Source organism: Citrobacter meridianamericanus, from assembly GCF_041320245.1.
Lineage (GTDB): Bacteria > Pseudomonadota > Gammaproteobacteria > Enterobacterales > Enterobacteriaceae > Citrobacter > Citrobacter meridianamericanus.
The window spans coordinates 3,991,006-4,017,608 of record NZ_CP101036.1; the positions used below are offsets into that span (position 1 = coordinate 3,991,006).

Here is a 26,603-nt window from a genome sequence, read left to right on the forward strand (position 1 = left end):
AAATTGTGGTTAATCTGTTACTTTCTTCAAAAGGTATCCCCTTTTAAAATAGGGCGATCGTACCTGAACATCGCAGACACCACGAAGGCAAGAGATGACAGAAATACAGCGCCTGCTTACCGAAACCATCGACGACTTAAATATTCGCGAAAAACGCGACAACAAACCGCGCTTTAGCATCAGCTTTATTCGCAAATATCCTGGCCTGTTTATCGGCATGTATGTTGCGTGGTTTGCCACGCTGGCGGTGATGCTACAGTCAGAAACGTTAGTCGATTCAGTATGGCTGCTGGTGGTTCTGTTCGTCATACTCAACGCGTTTTTCTTTTTCGACGTTGCGCCAAGATACCGCTTTGAAGATATCGACGTACTGGATTTCAGAGTTTGCTATAACGGCGAATGGTATAACACGCGCTTTGTTCCCTCTTCACTCATAGATACCATCATGCACTCACCTTCCGTCGATAGCGAACATAAAACGCAGTTGCAAAAGATGATATCCCGTAAGGGCGAGCTCTCTTTCTACGATGTGTTTACGCTAACCCGGTCCCAGAACAGTTAGTAAGGGCGTCTCAGCGCAGATAAAAAAAGTGCGTCCCTGTAAAGGGAACGCACTTTATTCCCTGAAATGCTGGCAAAGAAACTAACGTCTTTTTTTACGTCCTTGAACCGCTTTAAAGCGCGGATTCGTTTTGCAGATAACGTACAAACGCCCTTTGCGTTTCACTATCTGGCAGTCGGGATGACGCTGTTTTGCACTACGAAGTGAATTAAGTACCTGCATCTTAACCTCGCTTAGTGCCAATAAAATGACCAAAACGCTTCTGGAAACGTGCTGCACTGCCTTCGTTATCAAAGGTTTTTTGTTTCCCGGTGTAGTACGGATGCGATTTGGAAGAGATATCCAGAGTCACATACGGGTACATTTTCCCCTCAAACTCAATCTCACGCTCCGTTTTGATGGTCGAACCGACCTTAAAGAATTCATTGGCGCTGGTATCGTGAAACACCACGGTACGGTAAAAAGGATGAATATCCGGTTTCATGGTAACCTCAAATTGTTATGTTATAACATACAAACAAAATACACCACTCTTGTACGAATCTCAACCCGATTTACGTTGTGGTTTTTTAACGGGACGATTAATGGCCGTAAATATATGATGCCAATCGGATTGCTTTTTCGGCTTTCAGATATACTTTCCCTACGCTGTGTAAATAAGGATATCACCGTGACAACACGACATCTGATAAGCCTGGTGACAGGGGTACTGTTTCTTTCCATCCTCGCCCCCGTAGGTTTAAGCCTGTGGCTGGCGCATCGTCAGGTTGAAACGAAATTTATCGATGAACTCGATATGTTCTCCATGCGTGCTGCATTACGTACGGAACGCGTTGGCGAACAGGCCAAAAAAGCCTTACGCAGTATCGAGTCCTTTCAGGGCGTGCCATGCAGCGACGAACACTTGCTGGAAATGCGTCGTTTATCATACAGTTACCGTAACATTCAGGAAGTGCTGTACCTTAAAGATAACGTTCCACAATGCTCATCCCTGGAAAAAAGAAGCCAGGCGGTCGCGTTTCCTCCGGCAATGAAAGTCACGCCAGATGGATATCGCGCGTGGCTGACCACGCAAAACGATTTGGGCATCAAACGTTTTATGGCGGCATTAGGTAGCCAGCATTACGTCGTGATGATCGATCCCGGTTCTTTTATTGACGTCATCCCGTTTGGATCCTGGCCGATTGAAGTCGCCATCATTGGCACCGCGCGTAACATGGTGGTAGCCAGTAGCGCCGATCTGCCATCGGACGTTTTACACCATGTGCAACAAGAGCGTTCGATTACCCATTTTCAGAAAGATGGCAGTATTTATAACGCCCGCCCTTTCCCCGAGTTGGGCATTACGGTTGTAACATGGGCATCCACATTACCTGTGCAAAAAAGCTGGCATAGACAGGCGCTGATCTGGCTGCCGGCAGGGATTCTTATCGGTTTACTCACCGCCACCTTTATTCTGCGTATTTTACGCCGTTTACAGTCTCCCCATCACCAATTGCAGGACGCTATCCAGCATAGGGATATCAAGGTTCACTACCAGCCGATTATCTCGCTTAAAACGGGCAAAGTGGTCGGGGCAGAAGCGCTGGCTCGCTGGCAGCAAGCCGACGGAAGCTATCTGTCGCCGGAAATTTTCGTCGCAATGGCACAAGAAACCGGGCTTTCTGAGCCGCTTACTCTTTTGATTATTGAAAGCGTATTTGACGATCTTGGAAGATGGCTGCGTCAACATCCTGACCAGCATATCTCCATTAACCTTGAGTCAGCCGATCTGACCTCGGAAACGCTTCCTGCGCTGTTGAGCCGCAAGGTGAATCAATGGCAACTAAAGCCTGAGCAAATCGCGCTGGAGCTGACCGAACGCGAGTTTGCCGACCCGAAAAACAGTGCGCCCTTTATTGCCAAATACCGTCAGGCTGGTCATTCAATTTATATTGATGACTTTGGCACCGGCTATTCCAGTCTGAGCTATTTGCAGGATCTGGATGTGGACATCCTGAAGATAGACAAATCGTTTGTCGATGCGCTGGAGTACAACAACGTCACACCGCATATCATCGAGATCGCGAAAACACTGAAGCTGGAGATGGTGGCTGAAGGTATTGAAACCGAGAAGCAGGAAGCCTGGCTACGCCAGCATGGCGTACAGTATGGTCAGGGCTGGCTTTATAGCAAAGCGCTGCCGAAGGCGGCATTTATTCTGTGGGCAGAAAAACGGCTTTAACGTAGCGGTTGATACTGAGATGGCTGGCGGCACGCCGCACAGCCAGTCACATCACTCTTCCATGATGGGCGCAAATCCACCGTAGATCATCCGCTTGCCATCAAATGGCATAGATTCCCCGAATTCCTTCATCCGGGGATCGGACATCATCTTCTGATTCGCCGCGTCACGGACCTCTTTGGAAGGGTATTCAATCCAACTGAATACCACCTCTTCATGATCCAGGGCTTTCACTGCCATGCGAAAATCGGTCAGTTTGCCGTCGGGAACATCATCTGCCCAACACTCCACCACGCGCAATGCGCCGAACTCCTTGAAAAGCGGAGCTGCTTTAGCCGCCATCGCAATGTACGCCTCCTTGTTTTCAGCGGGTACGGCAACCACAAAGCCATCAACATACTTCATGAGAAAAACCTCCGAAGTGTACTGCGCGGCAAGCCGATTCCGGCCGCGTCAGTCGAGACTAAGTTTAGTCGCCAGTAGACGATCGTGCCCCAGGCGCATTCCTGGGACGGATTCGCGACTGCGGCTGATGGCGAAACCACGGCAGGCAAATCTGAATGAGCGGCCCGATAGCCAGCGCATACAGCACCGTCCCAACCCCGACGGTTCCCCCCAGCAGCCAGCCGATAAGCAGAACAGACACTTCAATTGCGGTGCGAATTCGTCGTACTGGCCAGCCGGTACGCGCGTGAATACCAGTCATCAGACCGTCACGCGGGCCTGCGCCAAAACCGGCGCCAATGTACAGACTGGTGGCTAACGCATTCAGGATCACCGCTGATACCAGCAGCCCGCTGCGCGCCATCAGGGATTCAAATCCCGGTATCACCACCAGTGCGACATCTGCCGCCAGCCCGATCATAATCACGTTGCTCAACGTGCCAAAACCCGGGCGCTGGCGTAGCGGTATCCATGCCAGCAGCACCAATACGCCCACGGCGATAATCACGACACCGATATTCATCGACACTAAATTTGCCACGCCCAGGTGAAATACGTTCCACGGATCGGCCCCTAGATCGGCACGGACAAACATCGCCGTCGACACACCGTACAGCGTCAGCCCGATAAACAGCTGAAGTAAACGACGCAGCATGTTATTTCCCTCTTACTCTCAGATGGCTTTCATCTTCACCGCAATTGGCACTATGATTAATGTCCAGTTTTCAAAAAGTGGACTGTTATGTCATCTCGCCGTTACGGAAGTCAATCTTTGCAGCGCCTGCTCGGGCACTGGCAGGAAAGCCCCTCACGAACGCCTATCTGGCGACAACTGGCGGAAGCATTACGTCTGCTGATCCTTGATGGTCGACTGGCGCTGGATAGTCGCTTGCCCGGTGAGCGCGAGCTCGCCGCCGTTCTGGAAGTAAGTCGAACCACCGTCGCCAGCGCCATGGCGCAACTGCGTGAAGAGGGATATCTGGAAAGTCGTCATGGGAGCGGCTCACGGGTGATCCTGCCGGAACACATTCGCCATGTGCCAACGCGAACCAGCACCGGCACAGCGCTTGATTTGTCCACGGCGGCACTGAGTGCTGGCCCTGAAATTCACCAGGCTTACCAGCAAGCGCTGTTTGCGATGCCGCAGCATTTGCTAAGCTCTGGGTATCTGCCACAGGGACTTGCTGTTTTGCGTGAATCCATCGCCCGGCATTATTGCGAACGCGGACTCCCGACACAGCCCGATGAAATAATGGTCGTGAACGGCGCGGTCAGCGGACTGGCGCTGATCCTGCGTTTACTCACCGGTCCCGGCGATCGCGTAGTGGTCGATCATCCCACTTATCCGCTGGCGATTGCAGCAATACAAGGGGCGTCATGTCGCCCCGTTGGCGTGTCGCTGCCTGAGCACGGTTGGGATACGGCGGGTCTGGTTGCCACTCTCGCGCAAACCGCCCCGAGAATGGCCTATCTGATGCCGGACTTTCACAACCCGACCGGCCGCTGTATGGACGCCGCAACTCGTCAGGTCGTGGCGGATATTGCTGAAAGGACGCGCACTACACTGGTGGTCGATGAGACCATGGTGAACCTGTGGTATGACGCCCCGCCTCCACCGCCACTTGCTGCATTCAATCGCGATGCACCGATAATTCTGCTGGGTTCGGCAGGGAAAAGCTTTTGGGGCGGATTACGTCTGGGCTGGATTCGGGCCTCGTCGCGTACCATTGCCGCGCTGGTACAAACCCGCGACACCTTCGATTTGGGCTCTCCGGTGCTGGAACAACTCGCCACCAGCTGGTTGCTGGATAACGCCGCCGACTTTCTTCCTGGCAGAAGACGCCTGCTCACATCGCAGCGAGACTTGTGCTCGAGCCTGATGAACTCACATTTCCCGGAGTGGCAATTTACCCAGCCACAGGGAGGACTCTCTTTCTGGGTTGAACTGCCCGATACGCTGGCAACGCTCTTTGCCACGCGCGTCGAAAGCGCAGGCATCCAGTTGGGTACCGGTACGCGATTTGGACTTGATGGCGCATTCGATCGCTTTTTGCGTATGCCCTTCACGTTACCGGATGACACTGCGCGCGCCGCCTTCAGAGTATTGCAACCCATTTGGGATAATCTGCGCTTACAGGCCAGCAGCGGGAAAATGCGTAAAATAATCTAAGCCACGAGTCAACGGACTCGCCCAGGAATGCCGCAATGGACGAGGAAGTCCCGGCATATTACCGCTGAGGGGGAACCGGAAACCCCTTCAGCGAAATGACGAAATTCTCACCATCTTTTTTAATTTTTGCCCCAGCATCACACCAGTCGGAGGCAATACGAAAGAACTCATCGCTGCCGACATTCCAGCTCAAACGAACATGTTTCACATAACCGGAGCGCAGCATTTCACAGGCTTCGCTGTAATTACAGGCGGTTGAGAGCGGTTGTTGTTTCATTTTTTCTTCTTCAGCAATCTTCGCAATGCTTTGATTTCTTTAGGAGTCAGAGCTTCAACTACGGATTCTTCCGTATGCTGGCTATCGATATCCTCAGCAGAGACTCCTGCCTCTTCAACGGCGGAAAATGCGATTAGCAGCAGTTTTTCCGTTGCGATACTTAAATTCTCGTTATGTACTTCAGCGTAATGGCGAAGCTTTTCTTTTAGCGCCTCATCAATTTTGACATTCAATACAGCGGTCGACATCGTAAAAAATCCTTGTGGTCAGCCAAAAGACATCGGATGTAAGGCCCATGGCATTACAACGCGATGGCAGCGGCAAAAGCATCAAATAACATCCCCGAAACACATTGACAGCATTTGATGACATTAAAATGACAATACGATGACAAAAAAAGTAGATAAGCAGAAGGAAAATTGCCGGACGGCAGAATTGGGTGGGGGCCCTGCCAGCTACATCCCGGCACACACGTCATCTGCCTTGGCTGCTTCCTTCCGGACCTGACCTGGTAAACAGAGTAGTGTTGCGGGAGAACCAACAGAGCCCCCATTGAGAGCGTTGTTAACCAACGCGCAGGCGCATTATCACTGCTGCACCCTGTAATTGCAACCCATCCAGCACCGGATGCTGTTTTCTTGCGCAATGCGGCTTCACTCCTTCACCATTCGGCATTATGCTGAAGGATTAGCGCAGGAATAAATGATGGATATACAAGACACTTTCCCCCAACGCGTCTGGCAAATTGTCGCGTCAATTCCCGAAGGTTTCGTCACCACTTATGGCGATGTGGCCAGGCTTGCGGGATCGCCTCGGGCTGCGCGTCAGGTAGGCGGCGTGCTTAAACGTCTTCCCGAAGGGAGTAGCCTGCCCTGGCATCGGGTGGTCAATCGCCATGGTATTATTTCGCTGACTGGGCCTGACCTGCAACGCCAACGTCAGGCGTTACTGGCGGAAGGGATCGTGGTTTCAGGAAGCGGACAGATCGATTTACAGCGCTATCGCTGGGTGTACTAACCCTCCCCTGGCGGAGAGGGTTATGAAAACCTTAGTACTGCGTGGGAGCAGGAACCGCAGAAGAAGGATTCATCTGGGTTGGTGACGTTGACGGCACCGTGGTTGCAGAGCCACCACTCGCCTGAACCGGTACTGCCGTTTGCTGCACAGGCACCAGCGTCAGGTCGGCTTTCTTACCACCCTGATTAATCACCGGCTGAACGGTATCGGTGATAAAGACCAGTTTGTCATTAACCGTAATGGCCGCACTCAGCAGGATACGCGCGTTAGGCTGAACATCTGCCGGGTTAAACGGTAATACGAAGCTGAACGGTGCTTGCTTACCTTCAGTACGAACCGCTTTTTGCGACAGCACTTTTGACGGCGCATCAGCCAGTGACGCATCCGACAGCGTCACGGTCAGCACCGCATCAGGTGGCAAGGCCACTTTCTGACGGATCCATACTGTACCGGAGACATTCGGCTGTTGAATTTTAGACTGTGTGTCAGCAATTGACGTATTAGGGCTTGGCGCAGGTGTCTGAATATCCGCGCTTTTATCAGCACAGGCCGCTAAAGCGACCGCAACCGCTAAACCACTTACCATGTGCACGAGTTTCATTAAATTCTCCTTATCATCTATGCACCAGCGAGAACTTTCCTCGCCAGAAGAGTGGTTAACAAAAACATAACGTGACTAAGTGTGGCACAAGACAGCTGGTTTTGCCTGTAATCGGCCAGTAATTCAGACAATTGCACCCATCGGACCACTTTTAAAATTGCGTTATACTCTGCCTACCTCGCTGCGACATCGATATCACCTGGAGAGCACGTATGAGTCTGGCACTGAAAAATTTGCTGACATTGTTAAATCTGGAAAAAATTGAAGAAGGACTCTTTCGGGGCCAAAGTGAAGACTTAGGGTTACGTCAGGTTTTTGGGGGACAGGTTGTCGGTCAGGCGCTATATGCCGCAAAAGAAACCGTACCGGAAGAGCGCCTGGTGCACTCCTTTCACAGTTATTTTTTACGCCCCGGCGATAGCCAAAAGCCGATCATCTATGATGTGGAAGTCCTGCGTGATGGTAACAGCTTTAGCGCACGTCGCGTTGCCGCGATCCAGAATGGTAAACCCATTTTTTACATGACTGCTTCGTTTCAGGCACCGGAAGACGGATTTGAACATCAGAAAACCATGCCAAAGGCACCGGGTCCCGATGAGCTGAAATCAGAAACGGAAATTGCCCGCTCAGTGGCGCATTTGCTGCCGCCGTTGTTGAAAGAAAAATTTATTAACGATCGTCCGTTGGAAGTGCGACCAGTGGAGTTTCATAATCCCTTAAAAGGTCACGTCGCACCTCCGGCGCGTCAGGTGTGGATCCGAGCCAACGGAACACTACAAGACGATCTGCGTGTTCATCAGTATCTGCTGGGGTATGCCTCAGATCTGAACTTCCTGCCTGTTGCGCTGCAGCCCTACGGGATTGGCTTCCTGGAGAAAGGGATTCAGATCGCCACCATTGACCATTCCATGTGGTTCCACCGTCCGTTCAATATCAATGAGTGGCTGCTGTATAACGTCGAGAGTACTTCGGCCTCCGGTGCCCGGGGCTTTGTTCGCGGAGAGTTTTATACCCAGGACGGCGTGCTGGTCGCTTCTACCGTCCAGGAAGGGGTAATGCGTAATCGCAATTGATGTCTTATCCGGCCTACAGACTAAATCATCGTAGGCCGGATAAGCGTTTAGCACCATCCGGCAGTTTGAGATTCAGGCGTTATAAGCGTTCTCACCATGGCTGTTCACATCCAGACCTTCGCGCTCCTGCTCTTCCGGTACGCGCAGACCAACCGTCATGTCCGCCAGCTTATAACCAATGAAAGCCACCACACCGGACCAGACGATGGTGATCGCCACGCTTTCCAGTTGTATCAGCAGCTGATGCCCCATGGTCACACCCTCGGCAAAGCCCACACCTCCCAGAGAACTTGCAGCGAAAACTCCGGTCATGATGCAGCCGACAATGCCGCACACACCGTGAACGCCAAACACGTCACACGGGTCATCCACGCGCAGAAAACGCTTCAGCATGGTTACGCCCCACAGACCTGCCAGCCCCGCAACGACACCGATAATCAGCGCACCGCCAACACCGATATAGCCACATGCAGGTGTTACGCCTACCAGACCGGCAATGGCGCCAGAACACGCGCCCAGCAGAGACGGTTTGCCACGCAGCGCCCATTCGCCGAAGATCCATCCGAGGATGGCGGCCGCGGTGGCAACCACGGTATTGACGAAGGCCAGTGCAGCGATTTCATTCGCCATACCCGCAGAACCAGAGTTAAAGCCAAACCAACCAATATAAAGGATAGCGGTACCGGTGAAGACCATCGGCAGATTGTGCGGTTTAAAGGCTTCTTTACCAAAACCGACGCGTTTGCCAATCAGATACGCCCCCACCAGGCCGGCAATCGCCGCGTTGATGTGCACCACTGTTCCACCTGCAAAATCCAAGGCGCCATGGGAAGCCAGCAAGCCGCCGCCCCAGACCATATGGGCAATGGGGATATAGGATAGCGTTAGCCACACCACCACAAAAATCAGCACCGCAGAGAAGCGAATACGTTCAGCCAGTGCCCCAACGATAAGTCCCACGGTGATGCAGGCGAACGAGCCCTGAAAAGCAACGTGAATGTACTGGTAGAAGCTCCCCGTGACCGCCGTCAGCGCGATGTTCTTCAGCAATACCCAGTTAAAGTTGCCGAAGAAATTATTCCCTTCACCAAACGCCAGTGAGTAGCCATAAACCACCCATAAAATACAAACCAGAGCAAATGTCACTGTAACCTGGGTCAGCATCGACAACACGTTCTTACCGCGAATCAAACCGCCGTAGAACAGCGCAATGCCTGGGATAGTCATAAACAGCACCAGTGCGGTACAGATCATCATAAAAGCATTATCCGCTTTATCCGCAACAGCCGGTGCCGCCATCGACAGCCCCGGCAGCAGCGCCAGTGAAGCAATACCCGTTTTCATCGTCGCTATCTTCATTTTTTGGTTTCCTATCACTGTGTGCCAGAAATTACAGTGCGGCTTCGTCGGCTTCGCCGGTACGAATACGAATCACACGTTGCAGCTCGGCGACGAAGATTTTGCCGTCGCCAATTTTTCCGGTGTAGGCCGCCTTACTGATGACATCAATCACGCCATCCAGTTGGTCGTCGGCAATCGCCACATCAATCTTCACCTTTGGCAGAAAGTTGACGCTATATTCTGCCCCACGGTACAACTCAGCATGACCTTTCTGTCGGCCAAACCCCTTCACTTCGGTGACGGTTAGCCCCTGAATACCAATAGACGACAATGCTTCACGGACGTCTTCGAGTTTGAACGGTTTGATTACCACGGTAACCAGCTTCATAGATCCCCTCCAGTCAGAATTCAGTAGTGGCTGCAGATACACCTGTTGAATGTTGCAAGGGATGTGCCAGGAATGAAAAATGCGGAATAGTTCAGGCTTACAGGGTACTGTCGAGGGAGAAAAAGAAAAAACGCACTATGGCGGTGCATAGTGCGTTACATTTTTGCACCAGATTGTTGATTGTCGTATCAGAGCTACGCTATCAGGCGAGCACAGAATCCTCTTGCGTGCTGGCGGCTAACTCCTCACCCGCCAGCTGCAGCTGGTACATCTGCCAGTAACGGCCTTGTGCCGCGAGTAATTGCTGGTGCGTACCACGCTCAACCGCCTGCCCACGATGCAGCACCAGAATGGTATCCGCATCGACAATCGTCGATAACCTATGCGCAATCACCACCAGCGTGGTGTGTTCACGTATCGCCGCCAGCGCGTGCTGTATGGCCTGTTCAGTGCCGGAGTCAATACTGGCCGTGGCTTCGTCGAGGATCAGCACCTGCGGCGTTTCAACCAATACCCGTGCCAGCGCCAGCAGCTGTTTCTGCCCAACAGAGAGATTATTGCCCTGCTCGCCCAGCCGGGTATGAATCCCCTCACTTAGACCCCGCGCCAGTTCCGCTAGCTGTACGGTTTCCAGCGCCTGCCGCACCCGTTCTTCTGAGATATCACGACCCAGCGTGACGTTTGCCAGGAAAGTATCTGCCATCACCACCGGATCCTGCTGCACCATCGCGATGCCCTGACGCAATGCACTGTGGCTCAGTGAAGACAACGGCCGTCCATCAAGACGGATTTCACCCTGCGTCAGAGGGTAGTACCCCATCAGCAGGCTGGCCAGCGTACTTTTGCCGCTGCCAGTGTGTCCGACCAAAGCCACAAAACTGCGCGATGGTACGGACAGGCTGATGTTTTGCAGCACCAGATTGTCGTCACGATAGGCAAATGAAACGTTATCCACCTCAATGTCCCCGCTCTTCAGCGGTCGCTCATCGTCACCATAGCGCTGACGTGGTCCGTCCATCAGCTCGAACACTCGCTCACCGGCGACAACCGCCTGTTGCAACATGGATTGCTGGGTAGTCAACTCAATCAGCGGTTCGTTCAAACGGCCAAGATAGCTGATAAACGCGTACAGCACGCCAACCTCGATGGCGCTGCCAGAGGTAAAGCTGAACAACATCAGCAAACCGCAGAGGATCAGCGCCGAGAAAAGGCTCAACAGCGGACGCAGCAAAAAGCCATCCAGGCGCAGAGTCTGCATACGCGCCATATAGTGCGAACGGCTGGCCTCGCCCATTCTCTCGCCAAATCGCGCCTGCTGGCGGAACTGTTGGATAACGCTCATGCCGTTGATAACTTCGTTAAAGCCATCGTTAATATCCGCCAGATAAGCGCGAACCCGGCGCACAATCGGGGTACTGTAGCGTTGATAAATCACCATCACCACCAGCACAGCCGGGAAAATGGCCATCGCCACCAGCGCCATACGCCACTCGAGGCTAAACATCGCTACCAGCATGGCGCCGATTAAGGCCGCGCTGCGCAGCACCGTTGCCACCACCGTCACGTACAGATCGCGAATTACTTCGGTGTCATTGGTTACGCGGGAGATAAGCTGCCCGACAGGTTGCGTATCAAAGGCGCTCAGCGGCTGGCGTAACGCCGCGTCCATTACGTCGGTGCGTAACTGTTGTACTACGCCAACCGCCGCCTGGTTAAACAGCAATGACTGTGCGTAATGCAGGCCTGCTGCCAGCAGTTGCAGACCGATATACGCCGTAACCAGCCCGGCGACCATTGCCAGCGGCAGATTATTCTTCGCCACCATGTTATCGATAAAATAGCTAATCAGCAGCGGGCCGCTGACTTCCGCCGCCGCCGCCACCCACAGCATGACCACCGCAATTGCCAGCTGTTTTCGCCACGGAGAGCCGTACGCCAGTAGTCTTTTCAGGGTCGGCCATAGCTGCCCAAAACTACGCATTAGCCGCCTCCTCGTTTATTTCTGGTGTATCAGACAGCGCCGCTTCCAGTTGCTGATAGCGGTACATATCGCGATACCAGCCTGGCTGTTGCACTAAGGCCTCATGTTCGCCGCGCTGGGCAACATGCCCATGTTGCATCACAATAATCTCGCTGGCCTCCGTCAGGGCGGATAAACGGTGGGCGCTGATAATCACGGTTCGGCCTTCGCCCCACTGGCGCAGGTTATGCAGGATCTGATGCTCGGTACGACCATCTACTGCCGACAGCGCATCATCCAGAATCAGGATTTCAGCGTTCAGCAGTAGCGCTCGGGCGATAGAAATACGCTGTTTTTGTCCACCCGACAGCATCACCCCGCGTTCGCCTACTTCGGTGTTATAGCCTTGTGGAAGACGTAAAATATCCTCATGGACGCTGGCGAGGCGCGCCACATGTTCGATCTCTTCCTGCGTGGCTTGCGGACGCCCTAACGCGATGTTGTTGCCGACGGTATCCGAAAACAGGAATGGCGTCTGGCTGACAACCGCCAGTCGGCTGCGCCAGCTATCCAACTGTAAGCGCGTCAGCGGGATATCATGAAAGCGCACATCGCCCTCGGTGATATCAAAATGACGCTGGATCAGCGACAACACCGTACTTTTCCCCGCGCCGGTCGGACCACAAATGCCCAGCATTTGCCCTGGATTGAGCTGGAAGTTCACATTTTCCAGTGCCGGGTGGGTGGTTTGCGGGTAGCAAAATTCGCGAATCGCCACCGCCAGTTCGCCGCGTCCTTCCGGCACGGGTTCTGTGCCGTCATCCACCACCGGTGCCTCAGCCAGCATGGCGCGAATACGGCTGTAGGCGGCGCTGCCACGCTCGACGATGTTAAACATCCATGCCAGCGCCAGCATCGGCCAAATCATCAGGCCGAGATACATCATAAAGCTGGTGAGCTGGCCGAGCGTCAGCGAACCGTGTACCACCATCCAGCTTCCTCCGGCAATCGCCAGTAGATTAGCCATCCCAATGGCGATATAAATTGTGGGATCAAAGCGAGCGTCAATGCGTGCCACGCGCAGGTTTTTCTTACCGGTATCTTCGGCATCTGCGGCAAATAATGCCGACTGCCGATCCTCGAGACCAAAGGCCTTGATCATGCGAATACTGGTCAGACTTTCCTGAGTACGATCGTTGAGACTGGAAAACGCCGCCTGAGCCAGCTTAAAGCGGTTGTGGAGTCGATCGCCGTAACGCTTGATCATTAACGCCATCACCGGCATCGGCAGCAGCGCAATGAGCGTGAGCTGCCAGCTGATCTGCGTGGACATCACGATCAGCACCGCGCATCCCATGACCAGAGAATCTACGAGCGTCAGCACGCCTTCACCAGCGGCGAATACCACGCGATCGACATCGTTGGTGGCACGCGCCATCAGATCGCCCGTGCGGTGACGCAGATAAAACTCTGGATGCTGGCGACTCAACTGACGGTAATAATCTTCCCGCAGCTCAACCGCCAGTTGGTAGGATGCGCCAAACAATAGCACGCGCCAGACATAGCGCAGCAAATAAACCACCACGGCGATCAATGCAATGGTTCCCACCCACATCAGCAGCCGCTCGGTGGTGAAGCGTTGAGTGGTTACCCCATCGACAATGATCCCAACCACTTTCGGCGGAATAAGCTGAAGAATAGCGATGATGATAAGCAGGGCCACCGCCCCGAGGTAGCGACGCCACTCCCGGCGGAAGTACCAGCTTAATTGAGCAAATAATCGCACGCGTAATGTCCTGACAAAATTTTCGGCAATAAGCGCCGGGAGAATTATTCAATAGGGAGAGCTGTTGTGTATTTAATCTGTTCCATCGCAAAGCTGGAGGTGACGTCAGACAGGCCCGGTACGCTGTTCACCAGGCGTTTATAAAATTCATCGTAGCTTTTCATATCAGCAACCTGCACTCGCATCAGGTAGTCATACTCCCCTGCCATACGCCAGAACCCCAGTACTTCCGGCATACCGGTGACTTCGGTAACAAAGCGGCAATACCATTCGCTGCTGTGGTGCTGAGTTTTGATCAGCACAAACGCGGTTAAGCCCAGCCCCAGTTTTTCGGGGTCCAGCAAAGCGACTCTACCCAGCAGAACACCGTCATCCTCGAGCCGTTTGAGGCGTTTCCAGCAGGGGGTGGTAGTCAGATTAACGGCATCTGCTAACGCCTGCAAAGAAAGGGTGCAGTCCTGTTGCAGTAAGCCAAGCAGCTTACGGTCAATTTTGTCTAACATATCCACTCCACAGAGAAGAATTTTCTCCTTACATTCTATTTTAAAGGCTAAATGGCAACAATTTTTTCCGTGCTTTTCGCTATTCTGGGCACAAAATGACAAATGGATATCCATTAATTATGAATAGCTCCTGGGTTAAAAACGCCATCAATGAAATCAACGCGGATTATCAGCGTTCTGCGGATACACATCTCATTCGTCTGTCGCTACCGGCGTTTCCGGGTATTCAGCTCTATTTGAAAGATGAGAGCACGCATCCTACCGGGAGCCTGAAGCATCGTCTGGCGCGTTCACTGTTTTTGTACGGACTGTGCAATGGCTGGATCAAAGAAGGCACCACCATTATTGAATCATCGTCCGGTTCAACGGCGGTCTCTGAAGCTTATTTCGCCCGACTGTTAGGACTGCCGTTTATTGCCGTCATGCCTTCCTGCACCGCGAAACGTAAAATTGAACAGATTGAATTTTACGGCGGTCGCTGTCATTTCGTGGAAAGCGCCTGCGAAATCTATGCAGCCTCTGAACAGTTGGCGCGTGAGCTGAACGGTCATTACATGGACCAGTTCACTTATGCTGAGCGCGCCACCGACTGGCGCGGCAATAACAATATTGCCGACAGCATTTTCCGTCAGATGCAGTGCGAGCCCAACCCCGTCCCCCGTCATATCGTAATGAGCGCCGGAACCGGCGGCACTTCAGCAACCATTGGCCGTTATATTCGCTGTCAGGGCTACGACACTCGTCTGATGGTAGTAGACCCGGAGAACTCGGTTTTTCTGCCCTTCTGGCAGGAGCGCGATGCGACATTGCGCAGCCCGGTCGGAAGCAAAATCGAAGGCATCGGCCGCCCGCGTGTCGAACCGTCCTTTATTCCTGACGTAGTTGATGAAATGCTGCGCGTACCGGATGCCGCAAGCGTGGCGACCGCGCACTGGCTGGAAACGCAGTTGGGTCGTAAAGTCGGTGCCTCAACCGGCACCAACATGTGGGGAACGCTGCAACTTGCCGCGCGCATGCGCAACGCCGGAGAAACGGGTTCACTGGTGACGCTGCTGTGTGACAGCGGCGAACGTTATCTGGAAACCTACTACAACCCGCAGTGGGTCGACGCGCACATTGGTGATTTAACGCCGTGGAAAGCAGAACTTGCCCAGTTGCTGAATACACACTGAGCAGACAAAAAAAAGCCAGACGCGAAGTCTGGCTTGCTGGAAGGGATCTCTCATTCGGGGGAATAAGGTAGATGCGGATTGTCCAGCCAATGCGTCAAAAAGTGTGACACCGCCTGATTACGGCAATGCCCAATCACCGATAAATGAGGCAGTTCAGCCATCAGTTGCGGCATTGCGTTACCCATAATAAGACCACGCCCAACGCTGCCTAACATTTCGCGATCGTTCATAGCATCGCCAAATGCCATACACTCGGCCATTGAATACCCTAAGTGGTCACTCAACACCGCCAGCGCGGATCCTTTGTTACAGCCCAGCGGCAGCACCTCGAGGCAATCAAACGCGGAGAAACAGAGATGCGCCTGTTCTCCCAGCGCTTCATTCAGTTGAATGCGCAATTGGATCAGAGACTCATGATCGCCACAGAAACAGACCTTCGTTACCTGATGAGCCGGAATACGTTTCACATCGACGATCTGGTAGCGAAATCCGCTATATACATGCGCCTGTAACAGCGAGGGGATCTCTTGTCCGGTGAACCAACCGTTGTCATTAAAGACATGCATGCTGGCGGTGGTATCCCATTTCTGATGTAACACGATATCCGCAACATTCGGATCCAGATCCTGTCGGTGCAACACATCGCCCTCCTGGGAGTGAATGCGCGTGCCGTTACCGGTGATCAAAAAGGCGTCCAGTGAGATCGAACCCAAAATATGGCGCATTTCCAGCACATGGCGGCCGGTGGCAAATGTCAGGGTGATATCGCGTTCACGCAGGCGCGCCAGCGTTGAAAGCGTTTCGTCACCTAAATGGTGATTCGGCATCAAAAGGGTGCCATCCATATCAAATGCAGCCAGACGAGCCATTTCTTTCTCCACACTGTGACGCGGTTAACTTGTGATTCAGTATCACCTGAGATATACGGAAGTAATAGTGAATAGATAAAATGAATTGTTCCGGGTTTATCTGCGCAAAAACCGTTAACGGGCCATCCTGAAGGATCAAGTATCAATGCGTCTGCTTAATCGCCTGAACCAGTACCAACGCCTGTGGCAACCGTCGCACGGCGAACCGCAGTCGGTGACCGTAGGGGAACTGGCCGAACGTTGTTTTTGCAGCGAGCGCCACGTACGCACCCTGCTAAAGCAAGCACAGGATGCTGGCTGGCTGGAGTGGCACGCCCAGTCGGGGCGCGGGAAACGCGGGCAGTTACGCTTTTTGGTGACGCCGGATTCCCTGCGCAACACCATGATGGAACAGGCGCTACAAAAGGGAGAACAGCTTAGCGTGCTGGAGCTGGCTCAACTGGCACCGGGAGAATTAAGAACGTTGCTACAGCCGTTTATGGGCGGTCAGTGGCAAAACGACACGCCAACCCTGCGTATTCCCTATTACCGCCAGCTTGACCCTTTGCACCCTGGATTTCTCCCCGGTCGCGCGGAGCAACACCTCGCCGGACAAATTTTCTCTGGCCTGACCCGGTTTGACAGTAATACGCAACGCCCCTGCGGTGATTTGGCCCACCACTGGAATATCTCCGCCGACGGTCTGCGCTGGGATTTCTATATTCGGTCCACCTTGTACTGGCATAACGGCGATGCGGTCAGCAGCACGCAGCTACATCAACAATTGCTGAAGCTGTTAGCGCTACCGGCATTGAATAAGCTGTTTATCAGCGTAAAGCGTATTGAGGTGACGCATCCCCAGTGCCTGACCTTTATTTTGCATCGCCCCGATTACTGGCTGGCGCATCGTCTGGCAAGCTACAGCAGTCACCTGGCGCATCCTGCATACCCGGTTGTGGGTACTGGCCCGTTTAGGTTGACACTATTTACTCCTGAGCTGGTGCGTATCGAGAGTCACGATCACTACCATTTGAGACATCCGCTACTAAAAGCCATTGAATACTGGATAACCCCGCAGTTGTTCTCTCAGGATTTGGGCACCAGCTGTCGCCATCCTGTGCAAATTGCAATTGGTAAACCCGAAGAGCTGCCAATGCTAAGCCAGGTGAGCAGCGGGATCAGCCTCGGTTTTTGTTATCTCACGCTCAGAAAAAGCGCACGCCTGAATACGCAGCAGGCCCGTCGGCTGGTCAATATTATCCATCGTTCTTCCCTGCTACAAACGCTTGAGGTGGATGAAAATCTGATCACGCCAAGCAATGCGCTGTTGCCAGGATGGACTATCCCACAATGGGATGAGCTGGACGAGGTAGCGCTACCGGAAAAACTGACGCTGGCTTATCACCTGCCGGTAGAACTGCACGCCATGGCTGAACAGCTTCGACTGGCGCTGGCACAGCTCGGCTGTGAATTAACCCTTATTTTTCATAATGCTAAAAACTGGGATGGCGAGCATCCTTTAGCTCTGGCCGACCTGATGATGGGCGACAGATTAATTGGCGAAGCACCTGAATATACGCTCGAGCAGTGGCTGCGCTGCGATCAACTCTGGTCACACGTATTGAGCGCACCAGAATTTACTCATCTGCAAACTACCCTGGATGCCCTGCAAATCCAGGCCGATGAAGACGATCGTCATGCGGCCTTACAACAAGTTTTCGCCACGCTGATGCATGACGCAACCCTGACGCCGCTGTTCAATTATCACTATCGTATCAGCGCGCCACCGGGCGTGAACGGCGTACGCCTGAATCCTCGCGGCTGGTTTGAGTTCACCGAAGCCTGGCTACCGCCCCCGTTGGCATGAAGAAGCTGGTCGGCGACACGCCCAGGCGCTACCATAAGGGTTTTGTTATTTGTCAGGAAAAGCCATGAAACGTGCCGTTGTTGTATTCAGTGGGGGCCAGGACTCCACGACCTGTCTGGCGCAAGCGCTACGTCAATATGATGAAGTACATTGCGTAACCTTCGATTATGGTCAGCGCCATCGCGCTGAGATCGATGTCGCACGTGACCTGGCCTTAAAACTCGGCGCACGCGCGCACAAGGTACTTGGTGTCACGCTGCTCAGCGAACTGGCCGTCAGCAGCCTGACCCGCGATAATATTCCGGTACCTGATTACGAACCGGATGCGAACGGCATTCCCAACACCTTTGTGCCAGGACGCAATATTCTGTTTTTAACGCTGGCAGCAATTTACGCATATCAGGTACAGGCAGAGGCGGTCATTACCGGCGTGTGTGAAACGGATTTCTCTGGATACCCGGACTGTCGCGATGAGTTCGTCAAAGCGCTGAACCATGCCGTGAGCCTGGGGATGGCGAAAGATATCCGCTTTGAAACCCCGCTGATGTGGATCGATAAAGCCGAAACCTGGGCGCTGGCTGACTACTGGGGTAAGCTGGATCTGGTACGTGAAGAAACGCTGACCTGCTATAACGGCATCAAAGGTGACGGTTGCGGACACTGTGCGGCGTGTAATCTGCGCGCCAACGGCCTGAACCATTATCTTGCAGATAAACCGGCGGTGATGGCGGCAATGAAGCAGAAAACCGGGTTAAAGTAATGTGTTGAGTGATGCCGGATAGCCTTTGCTTATCCGGCCTGCAGACACTTGCAGCCACTACTGCACCATCTGCTGCAGCTTTTCGCGTAACTCCCCTTCCAGCGGCAGCGCTTTTTGCGTTTTCAAATCAATACAGACGAAGGTTATCAATGCGTCTGCCACCACCTGCCCTTCCGGCTCCAGGGTAATTGTCTGGTTTAACACCCCGCTTTTGCCATTTAATTGCTGAACCTGGCTGGTAATGCTCAGCAGGTCGCTGAGTACCGCTGGACGGCGGTAGTTAATATTTATATTCACGACCACAAAAGCGATATTGTGCGCAGTCATCCATTGAAAGCTGTCGCTGTTTTCCAGACCATCCCAGCGGGCTTCTTCCAAAAACTCGAGATAGCGGGCGTTGTTGACGTGCTGATAGACATCAAGATGAAAACCACGGACTTTGATTTGTGTTTGCATAGCGCAGAAACCTTAGGTTGTTTTTATAAGAACATACTTTAGGGTAGAGAGGTCATAACTGGTATGACCTCTCTAGTCTGGCAAATTTTCAGCGCTGTGCAAGTTATTAAAGTGTTAAAACTGCCAGGTTACGCTCCACCAGCGAACTGCCCATACCCGGTACCTGCTTTAAGTCCTCCACCGTTTTAAACGGCCCGTACTCCTCACGATAGCTCACAATCGCCTGTGCTTTCTTCAGGCCGACACCGTTCATGACTCGCGCTAAATCCTCCGCGGAAGCGCTGTTGATGCTTACCCTGGTGCCTTCATCGTCGCTTGCCTTAGTCGGCAGTGTGGCTTTGCTTTGTGCCGCCCCTGAGGTCTCCGCTTTAGTTTGTACCGCCTGACTTTTGGCGACAGGCTCTGCAGCCAGTGCGCTTTGAGCCATGCCAGCACAGGTCAATGAAAGGGTGATAAGCAGAGCTTTGATTCCATGTTTCATACTGTTTTCTCCTTGTTTGTTAACAGTGGAATCACGATAGCGAGGTGCAGTACGGCAGACAAACAGCAAATATCAGAATTGGAAAAGGCCGCGAAAGCGGCCTTTGGGAGATACAACTTTTTGCAATTTTTTGCGAGCAGCCTCGGTTATTGCTGCTGATCCAGCGCATCACCGATTTTAATTTTTGCCGCTTTGCGCAGGTTGCTCATTAGCGCTTCGAAGACAATCTGCGCGTTGTTCTGGGTAATCCCCTGTACCATCGCTTTCTTCTGCGCTTCAGGCATAGAACCGGCTTTCACCTCGTCCAGCGCCAGCAGAACAACGTTGCCCTGCATGTCGTTTGCCACGCCGTAGCTCGGTTTATCCTTCGTCGGCAGAGGCAGACTAAACGCAGCCTGGCTCAGCGGATCCTGACCAGTACGGCTCAGGGTTTTCGCTTCACCAAAGCTCAGACCCGCCGCTTTCATGGCTTCATCGCCTTTACCGGCCTTCAGATCCACCAGCAGTTTATCAGCATCCAGCTTCGCCTGTTGCACTGCTTTATTGTGCTTAACAAGCGCAGTTACCTGCTCTTTCACTTCCGCCAGCGGCTTAACGGCTTCGGCTTTGTGCTCTGCAATACGCAGGACAAATGCGCGATCGCCATCCACGGTGATGATGTCAGAGTTGCTGCCAGGCGTTCCGTTCTCGCCAACCAGACCGCCATTGAAAATGATGTCTGAAACAGGTTTGAAATTCAGCTCTTCCGGCAGGCTGTCACGGCTAAACCAGCCCGTTTCAACCGCTTTCACGCCCGCAGCCTGCTCCGCGCCAGCCAGGGATTCATTGTCGTTGCTGGCGGCATCGCTCACTTTCTGCTGCAGCGCATAGTAGGCATCCAGCGCTTTTTCCTGCTTCACTTTCGCCGCAATGTCGTCACGGGCTTCGCTCAGCGGTTTAACCTTCGCAGGCTGTACGTCATCAAGACGCGCAACGAGGAAACCAACGGAAGACTTAATCACGCCAGACAGCTGACCTTTTTCTTTCAGACCGGCATTCTTCAGCTCGTCCGGGGTGGTGGAATCTTCCAGCCATCCCATGTCCCCGCCTTTGCGCGCAGAGATGATGTCAGCAGATTTTTCTTTTGCCAGCGCAGCGAAATCACCACCTTTGTTCAGCGCGTCCAGTACCGCTTTGGCTTCATCTTCCGTTTTGGTCTGAATGATGCTGTAGCGGTTACGCTGCGGCTGCGTGAACTGGTCCTGATGCTGGTCATAGTAAGACTGAATATCAGCATCGCTGGCCGTCTCCTGCATTGCTGCAGCATCCAGCTTGATGTAGCTCACACGGAACTGTTCCGGCGTCATAAAGTTATTTTTATTCTGCTCGTAGTAGCTGGCAACTTCCTGCTCGGTTACAGACTGCTTCGCGGCCAGAGCGTTAACGTCAATTGTCGCCTCGCGCACGATACGCTGCTGTGCAACCAGCGCTGCCAGCTCATCCGTTTCACCTTTGAGCATAAAGTCCGTACCGGCAACGCCGTTAATCAGCTGCTGGGTAGTAAGCTGATTACGTAATGCCTGTGCGTACTGATCCGCGGTCATGCCCATCTGATTAACAATCGCGTTGTAGCGGTTGTTATCAAATTTGCCATCGACCTGAAAAGCAGGCGTGGCAAAAATAGCCTGCTTAATCTGATCGTCGCTGATATTGAGCTTAAGCTCGCGGGAATACTGATCCAGCAGCGCTTCGTCAACAAGACGATTCAGCACCTGCTGACGCAGCGTTTTCATGTAGCCTTCGTTCGCGGCCAGCTCGGAGTATTGATCGCCCAGCTGTTGCTGCATGCGGTTACGTTCACTGTTGAACGCATTCTCGAACTGCCCGCGGCTGATCTCCTGGCCATTCACTTTGGCGGCGAAGTTATTGCCCCCGCCAATCAGGTAACCACTCACGCCGGTCAAAATGAACGACACGATAATGATACCGAAAATAATCTTGAGCACGAGACTGTTAGCAGCCGTGCGTAAGCTGTCCATCATGGTGTAACCACACTCCGCTGTAGATGACTATACGCGTTATCTCTCAAGCCGCCTGCGCGTTGACACAACAACGGCGGCAAGGATTTTGAGTATATATGCTTCACGCAGCATAGCGTTTCCTGAACGCTGCGCACAAAGGCCTATTGTGACAAGAAACAGGGGTAATTGTCAGCCCACAACACGTAGAAAGTACCGGAATTACAAATAAAAAAGGCACATCAGTCGATGCGCCCTTGTACTTCGTCACATCCCCAAAGGGGAAATCACTTAGTTTACCGCGTCTTTCAGTGCTTTACCTGCACGGAAGCCCGGTACTTTAGCCGCGGCAATGGTGATCTCTTTACCTGTTTGCGGGTTGCGACCAGTACGGGCAGCACGCTCTTTAACGGCAAAAGTACCAAAACCTACCAGCGCTACGTCATCACCTTCTTTCAGAGATTCGGTAACAGAAGCAATAATTGCATCTAACGCACGTCCAGCCGCAGCTTTAGAGATATCAGCCCCTGCAGCAATTTTGTCGATCAGTTGAGATTTATTCACTCTTCTCTTCCTCTTTATAATTTATATCGCACATGAATCCTTCAAAGTGCGAACGCGCAGCAGTTATATCAGGCCTGCCATGCCCTTACAACACCCGTTAATGATGGCAAGCCCAATCCGTCATCTAAATTAGCTATACAAAAAAAGGCTGGCAAGTCCGAAATGGCCTGCCAGCCCAGTTTTTATTAGTGCTCTTTGCGCGAGGTCACTATTTTGCGGTCACAACCTGCATTCCGGAGGGTTCATTTTGCAACGCGAGAGTCAGTACTTCCTCAATGCGTTTCACCGGATGGATGTCCAGATCGGCAATCACGTTGTCCGGAATCTCTTCCAGGTCACGTTTGTTTTCGTCTGGAATTAAGACCGTTTTAATACCACCACGGTGTGCCGCCAGCAGTTTTTCTTTCAAACCACCGATCGGCAGAACCTGGCCACGCAGGGTGATCTCGCCGGTCATCGCCACGTCGGCGCGGACCGGGTTACCGGTCAGGCAAGAAACCAACGCGGTACACATGGCGATACCCGCACTTGGACCATCTTTCGGCGTCGCCCCTTCTGGAACGTGAACGTGGATGTCGCGTTTTTCGTAAAAATCCGGATTAATACCCAGTTTTTCCGCACGCGCACGCACCACAGTCAGCGCAGCCTGAATGGATTCCTGCATGACTTCACCCAGCGAACCGGTGTAGGTCAGCTTACCTTTACCCGGTACGCAGGCGGTTTCGATGGTCAGCAGATCGCCGCCCACTTCCGTCCACGCCAGACCGGTCACCTGGCCCACGCGGTTTTCGTTGTCCGCACGGCCATAGTCAAAGCGCTGTACGCCCAGGTAGTCGTGCAGGTTGTCGCCGTTGATCTCAATATGTTTCAGTGACTTATCAAGCAGCAGCTGTTTCACCGCTTTGCGGCACAGTTTGGAGATTTCGCGCTCCAGACTACGCACGCCCGCTTCACGGGTGTAGTAACGAATAATGCCTACAATGGCGCTATCGTCGACCGTCAGTTCACCTTTTTTCAGCGCGTTACGCTCAATCTGTTTCGGCAACAGGTGACGTTTAGCAATGTTCAGCTTCTCGTCTTCGGTATATCCAGACAGACGGATCACTTCCATACGATCCAGCAACGGGGCCGGAATATTCATGGAGTTAGAGGTCGCAACAAACATCACGTCGCTGAGATCGTAGTCCACTTCCAGATAGTGATCGCTGAACGCCACGTTCTGCTCTGGATCCAGCACCTCAAGCAGTGCGGAAGCCGGATCGCCACGCATGTCAGAAGACATTTTGTCGATCTCATCAAGCAGGAACAGCGGGTTTTTCACGCCTACTTTGGCCATTTTCTGGATCAGTTTACCCGGCATTGAACCGATGTAGGTACGACGGTGACCGCGGATTTCCGCTTCATCGCGTACGCCACCCAGAGCCATACGGATGTACTTACGTCCGGTCGCTTTGGCGATGGACTGTCCCAGAGAGGTTTTACCCACCCCCGGCGGTCCTACCAGACACAGAATTGGGCCTTTGATTTTGTTTACACGGCTTTGTACCGCGAGATACTCAAGGATACGGTCTTTGACGCGTTCCAGACCGTAATGGTCGGTATCGAGGATTTCCTGCGCCTGACGCAGGTCTTTTTTGACCTTACTACGCGCATTCCACGGCACCTGTACCATCCAGTCGATGTAACCACGCACCACGGTCGCTTCCGCCGACATCGGAGACATCATTTTCAGCTTCTGCAGTTCTGCTTCCGCTTTCTCTTTTGCCTCTTTCGGCATTTTCGCCGCGTCGATCTTACGCTTCAGCGCTTCGTTTTCGTCCGGCGCGTCGTCCATCTCGCCGAGCTCTTTCTGAATCGCTTTCATTTGCTCATTCAGATAGTACTCACGCTGGGATTTTTCCATCTGCTTTTTCACGCGGTTGCGAATGCGCTTCTCAACTTGCAGCAGATCGATTTCAGACTCCATCATCGCCATCAGATATTCCAGACGTTCGTTAACGTCGGACATCTCCAGCACGGACTGTTTGTCAGCCAACTTCAGCGGCATGTGCGCTGCGATGGTGTCCGCCAGACGCGCAGGATCGTCAATGCTGTTCAGCGACGTCAGCACTTCTGGTGGGATTTTCTTATTCAGCTTGATATAACCTTCGAACTGGCTGATAGCAGTACGTACCAGCACTTCCTGTTCGCGCTCATCAATAGCAGGCGAGTCAAGGTACTCCGCTTTCGCAGAGAAGTGCTCGCCGTTGTCAGACAGCGCTGAAATACGCGCGCGCTGTAACCCCTCGACCAGCACTTTTACGGTGCCATCAGGCAGTTTCAGCATCTGCAAAATAGAGGCCACGGTCCCGACGGTGAAAAGATCGTTTACACCCGGCTCATCCGTTGACGCTTCTTTCTGCGCGACCAGCATGATTTTTTTATCATGGTCCATAGCCGCTTCCAGACAACGGATAGATTTTTCCCGCCCTACAAATAAGGGTATGACCATGTGCGGATAAACCACCACATCGCGCAACGGCAATACGGGGATTTCAATGCGTTCAGAACGCTCAGGATTCATAGAGCTCTCTCTTAGTTTAGTTTCCGCCAGGTAATCAGGTGGTACGACTGTGCTCCACACCACCTTTAACATGTATGTCAGTATATGGGGATGTTTCCCACACATTCAACGCCATGTTTACGGAAAAATAAAAGGGGAGATAAAATCCCCCCTTTTAAATTAAATGTCTGTATGAATTGATGAATTATTCGCCAGATGCCTGCTGTGCTTCCGGCTTACCGTAAATCAGCAATGGCTTGCTCTGGCCGCCAATCACCGACTCATCGATCACCACTTTTTCGACGTCTTCCATAGAAGGCAGATCGTACATGGTGTCGAGCAACGCAGCTTCGACGATAGAACGCAAACCACGCGCACCGGTTTTACGCGCCATCGCTTTCTTGGCGATCGCATCCAGCGCTTCCTCACGGAATTCCAGATCAACACCTTCAAGATTGAACAGCGCCTGATACTGCTTGGTCAGGGCATTTTTCGGCTCTTTGAGGATCTGGATCAGCGCTTCTTCGCTCAGTTCGCTCAGCGTTGCCACAACCGGCAGACGACCGATGAACTCAGGGATCAGACCAAATTTGATCAGATCTTCCGGTTCCACCTGCGACAGCAGTTCACCTTCGCTGGCTTTGTCAGACTGCGCTTTTACCGTTGCGCCAAAACCAATGCCGGAGCCGGTTTCAACACGATTAGCAATGACTTTATCCAGACCGGCAAATGCCCCACCGCAAATAAACAGGATCTTGGAGGTATCAACCTGCAGGAATTCCTGCTGAGGATGTTTACGCCCCCCCTGCGGCGGAACGGCGGCAACCGTACCTTCAATCAGTTTCAACAGCGCCTGCTGAACGCCTTCGCCAGAAACGTCACGGGTAATAGATGGGTTGTCAGACTTACGAGAGATCTTGTCGATTTCATCGATATAGACAATCCCGCGCTGTGCTTTCTGCACGTCGTAATCGCACTTCTGCAGCAGCTTCTGAATAATGTTTTCAACATCTTCACCCACATAACCGGCTTCGGTCAGCGTGGTGGCATCAGCCATGGTGAACGGAACGTCCAGCAGGCGCGCCAGCGTTTCAGCCAGTAGCGTTTTACCGGAACCCGTTGGGCCAATCAGCAGGATGTTACTTTTGCCCAACTCGACGCCATTGCTGGTGTCGCCGTTGCGCAGACGTTTGTAATGGTTGTATACCGCGACCGCCAGCACTTTCTTCGCCTGCTCCTGGCCGATAACATAATCGTCCAGATGGTTGCGAATTTCATGTGGCGTCGGCAGCGCACTGCGTTCACGGTGCGGTGCTACTTCCTTAATCTCTTCGCGAATGATGTCGTTACATAAATCAACACATTCGTCGCAGATATACACGGATGGTCCGGCAATCAGCTTACGCACTTCATGCTGGCTTTTGCCGCAAAAAGAGCAGTACAACAATTTGCCCGAGCCATCTTTGCGTTTATCTGTCATGGGTCAAAACCTCTTCTTTGTTCTTTGTGCCGCACACGACGACGCAAATGCCATTCTCAGGCGCAAGACGCTAGTCAGCGTTGTGCCGCT

At 52.9% G+C, this 26,603-nt stretch carries 27 protein-coding genes and 1 other RNA gene; 8 read left to right on the forward strand and 20 right to left on the reverse strand.

The features are described from left to right. The first annotated feature begins 94 nt into the window (after positions 1–94). Positions 95–562, forward strand: coding sequence for a YlaC family protein (locus NMD08_RS19545; protein WP_187252906.1), 468 nt, complete (start codon positions 95–97; stop codon positions 560–562). Positions 563–643: 81 nt separating this feature from the next. On the opposite strand, the gene ykgO is transcribed toward NMD08_RS19545, so the two are convergent. Next, positions 644–784, reverse strand: coding sequence for a type B 50S ribosomal protein L36 (gene ykgO, locus NMD08_RS19550; protein ID WP_005125190.1), 141 nt, complete (start codon positions 782–784; stop codon positions 644–646). A gap of 1 nt (position 785) precedes the next feature. Then, on the reverse strand, positions 786–1,046 hold the full coding sequence (locus NMD08_RS19555) for a type B 50S ribosomal protein L31 (RefSeq protein WP_016152070.1): 261 nt from the start codon (positions 1,044–1,046) through the stop codon (positions 786–788). A 186-nt stretch (positions 1,047–1,232) separates the two neighbouring features. Between NMD08_RS19555 and NMD08_RS19560 the strand changes: the two genes are divergently transcribed. Next, positions 1,233–2,786 carry an EAL domain-containing protein gene (locus NMD08_RS19560; RefSeq protein WP_370618825.1) on the forward strand — a complete coding sequence of 518 codons (1,554 nt, stop codon included), beginning with the start codon at positions 1,233–1,235 and terminating at the stop codon, positions 2,784–2,786. A gap of 51 nt (positions 2,787–2,837) precedes the next feature. On the opposite strand, the gene NMD08_RS19565 is transcribed toward NMD08_RS19560, so the two are convergent. After that, the gene (locus tag NMD08_RS19565) at positions 2,838–3,191 is read right to left on the reverse strand and encodes a DUF1428 domain-containing protein (protein WP_151218644.1); all 354 of its coding nucleotides are present in this window, start codon (positions 3,189–3,191) and stop codon (positions 2,838–2,840) included. Between the two features lie 64 nt (positions 3,192–3,255). After that, positions 3,256–3,885 (reverse strand): hypothetical protein, encoded by a 630-nt coding sequence (locus NMD08_RS19570; protein ID WP_187252908.1) that lies wholly within the window; start codon positions 3,883–3,885, stop codon positions 3,256–3,258. Between the two features lie 87 nt (positions 3,886–3,972). Between NMD08_RS19570 and NMD08_RS19575 the strand changes: the two genes are divergently transcribed. Continuing rightward, the gene (locus NMD08_RS19575) at positions 3,973–5,400 is read left to right on the forward strand and encodes a PLP-dependent aminotransferase family protein (RefSeq protein ID WP_187252909.1); all 1,428 of its coding nucleotides are present in this window, start codon (positions 3,973–3,975) and stop codon (positions 5,398–5,400) included. 58 nt (positions 5,401–5,458) lie between these two features. Here NMD08_RS19575 and NMD08_RS19580 read toward each other — a convergent pair whose 3' ends face one another. The 3 genes from NMD08_RS19580 to ffs all read right to left on the reverse strand — a co-directional run bounded on the left by NMD08_RS19580 (position 5,459) and on the right by ffs (position 6,220). Continuing rightward, positions 5,459–5,677, reverse strand: coding sequence for a hypothetical protein (locus NMD08_RS19580; protein ID WP_151218641.1), 219 nt, complete (start codon positions 5,675–5,677; stop codon positions 5,459–5,461). Beyond that, complete coding sequence (locus NMD08_RS19585) at positions 5,674–5,925, reverse strand: hypothetical protein (RefSeq protein ID WP_043015410.1); 252 nt, start codon at positions 5,923–5,925, stop codon at positions 5,674–5,676. Before NMD08_RS19585 ends, NMD08_RS19580 begins: the two co-directional genes overlap by 4 nt. A gap of 198 nt (positions 5,926–6,123) precedes the next feature. Further along, positions 6,124–6,220: signal recognition particle sRNA small type (ffs, locus tag NMD08_RS19590), an RNA gene on the reverse strand. A gap of 162 nt (positions 6,221–6,382) precedes the next feature. Between ffs and NMD08_RS19595 the strand changes: the two genes are divergently transcribed. After that, positions 6,383–6,694, forward strand: coding sequence for an MGMT family protein (locus NMD08_RS19595; RefSeq protein ID WP_151218774.1), 312 nt, complete (start codon positions 6,383–6,385; stop codon positions 6,692–6,694). A gap of 31 nt (positions 6,695–6,725) precedes the next feature. On the opposite strand, the gene NMD08_RS19600 is transcribed toward NMD08_RS19595, so the two are convergent. Then, complete coding sequence (locus tag NMD08_RS19600; RefSeq protein WP_370618828.1) at positions 6,726–7,295, reverse strand: YbaY family lipoprotein; 570 nt, start codon at positions 7,293–7,295, stop codon at positions 6,726–6,728. Between the two features lie 212 nt (positions 7,296–7,507). Here NMD08_RS19600 and tesB point away from each other — a divergent pair, with 212 nt between their 5' ends. Next, on the forward strand, positions 7,508–8,368 hold the full coding sequence (tesB, locus tag NMD08_RS19605) for an acyl-CoA thioesterase II (protein ID WP_151218638.1): 861 nt from the start codon (positions 7,508–7,510) through the stop codon (positions 8,366–8,368). Between the two features lie 72 nt (positions 8,369–8,440). Here the strand turns inward: tesB and amtB are convergent, their stop codons facing one another. The 5 genes from amtB to NMD08_RS19630 form a co-directional block, all read right to left on the reverse strand. After that, positions 8,441–9,727, reverse strand: a complete 1,287-nt coding sequence (gene amtB, locus NMD08_RS19610; RefSeq protein WP_370618830.1) for an ammonium transporter AmtB — start codon at positions 9,725–9,727, stop codon at positions 8,441–8,443. A gap of 31 nt (positions 9,728–9,758) precedes the next feature. Then, positions 9,759–10,097: a P-II family nitrogen regulator gene (gene glnK, locus NMD08_RS19615; RefSeq protein ID WP_003021657.1), complete on the reverse strand. Its 339-nt coding sequence runs from the start codon at positions 10,095–10,097 to the stop codon at positions 9,759–9,761. A 202-nt stretch (positions 10,098–10,299) separates the two neighbouring features. Continuing rightward, entirely contained in the window at positions 10,300–12,078 is a 1,779-nt protein-coding gene (locus NMD08_RS19620; protein WP_370618832.1) for a SmdB family multidrug efflux ABC transporter permease/ATP-binding protein, read from the reverse strand. After that, a complete protein-coding gene (locus NMD08_RS19625) occupies positions 12,071–13,843 on the reverse strand; it encodes a SmdA family multidrug ABC transporter permease/ATP-binding protein (protein WP_151218634.1) in 1,773 nt (590 codons plus the stop codon). Before NMD08_RS19625 ends, NMD08_RS19620 begins: the two co-directional genes overlap by 8 nt. A gap of 44 nt (positions 13,844–13,887) precedes the next feature. Beyond that, positions 13,888–14,346, reverse strand: coding sequence for an Lrp/AsnC family transcriptional regulator (locus NMD08_RS19630; protein WP_003021649.1), 459 nt, complete (start codon positions 14,344–14,346; stop codon positions 13,888–13,890). 116 nt (positions 14,347–14,462) lie between these two features. Here NMD08_RS19630 and NMD08_RS19635 point away from each other — a divergent pair, with 116 nt between their 5' ends. Beyond that, positions 14,463–15,518 carry a PLP-dependent cysteine synthase family protein gene (locus tag NMD08_RS19635; protein ID WP_219608505.1) on the forward strand — a complete coding sequence of 352 codons (1,056 nt, stop codon included), beginning with the start codon at positions 14,463–14,465 and terminating at the stop codon, positions 15,516–15,518. Positions 15,519–15,568: 50 nt separating this feature from the next. Here the strand turns inward: NMD08_RS19635 and cof are convergent, their stop codons facing one another. Then, positions 15,569–16,387, reverse strand: a complete 819-nt coding sequence (gene cof / locus NMD08_RS19640) for an HMP-PP phosphatase (protein WP_187252912.1) — start codon at positions 16,385–16,387, stop codon at positions 15,569–15,571. 145 nt (positions 16,388–16,532) lie between these two features. On the opposite strand from cof, the gene NMD08_RS19645 reads away from it, so the two are divergent. Further along, positions 16,533–18,233 (forward strand): SgrR family transcriptional regulator, encoded by a 1,701-nt coding sequence (locus NMD08_RS19645; protein ID WP_370618834.1) that lies wholly within the window; start codon positions 16,533–16,535, stop codon positions 18,231–18,233. A 64-nt stretch (positions 18,234–18,297) separates the two neighbouring features. Continuing rightward, positions 18,298–18,993, forward strand: a complete 696-nt coding sequence (gene queC / locus NMD08_RS19650; RefSeq protein ID WP_370618836.1) for a 7-cyano-7-deazaguanine synthase QueC — start codon at positions 18,298–18,300, stop codon at positions 18,991–18,993. Between the two features lie 57 nt (positions 18,994–19,050). On the opposite strand, the gene NMD08_RS19655 is transcribed toward queC, so the two are convergent. The 6 genes from NMD08_RS19655 to clpX form a co-directional block, all read right to left on the reverse strand. Beyond that, a complete protein-coding gene (locus NMD08_RS19655; protein ID WP_370618838.1) occupies positions 19,051–19,449 on the reverse strand; it encodes a YbgC/FadM family acyl-CoA thioesterase in 399 nt (132 codons plus the stop codon). A 106-nt stretch (positions 19,450–19,555) separates the two neighbouring features. Beyond that, positions 19,556–19,930, reverse strand: a complete 375-nt coding sequence (locus NMD08_RS19660) for a helix-hairpin-helix domain-containing protein (RefSeq protein ID WP_151218629.1) — start codon at positions 19,928–19,930, stop codon at positions 19,556–19,558. 146 nt (positions 19,931–20,076) lie between these two features. Beyond that, positions 20,077–21,951: a peptidylprolyl isomerase gene (ppiD, locus tag NMD08_RS19665; RefSeq protein ID WP_370618840.1), complete on the reverse strand. Its 1,875-nt coding sequence runs from the start codon at positions 21,949–21,951 to the stop codon at positions 20,077–20,079. 267 nt (positions 21,952–22,218) lie between these two features. Then, positions 22,219–22,509: a nucleoid-associated protein HU-beta gene (hupB, locus tag NMD08_RS19670; protein ID WP_219352570.1), complete on the reverse strand. Its 291-nt coding sequence runs from the start codon at positions 22,507–22,509 to the stop codon at positions 22,219–22,221. Between the two features lie 190 nt (positions 22,510–22,699). Continuing rightward, a complete protein-coding gene (gene lon, locus NMD08_RS19675; protein ID WP_016152052.1) occupies positions 22,700–25,054 on the reverse strand; it encodes an endopeptidase La in 2,355 nt (784 codons plus the stop codon). Positions 25,055–25,238: 184 nt separating this feature from the next. Then, positions 25,239–26,513, reverse strand: a complete 1,275-nt coding sequence (gene clpX, locus NMD08_RS19680; RefSeq protein ID WP_003831013.1) for an ATP-dependent protease ATP-binding subunit ClpX — start codon at positions 26,511–26,513, stop codon at positions 25,239–25,241. Between the last annotated feature and the right edge of the window lie 90 nt (positions 26,514–26,603).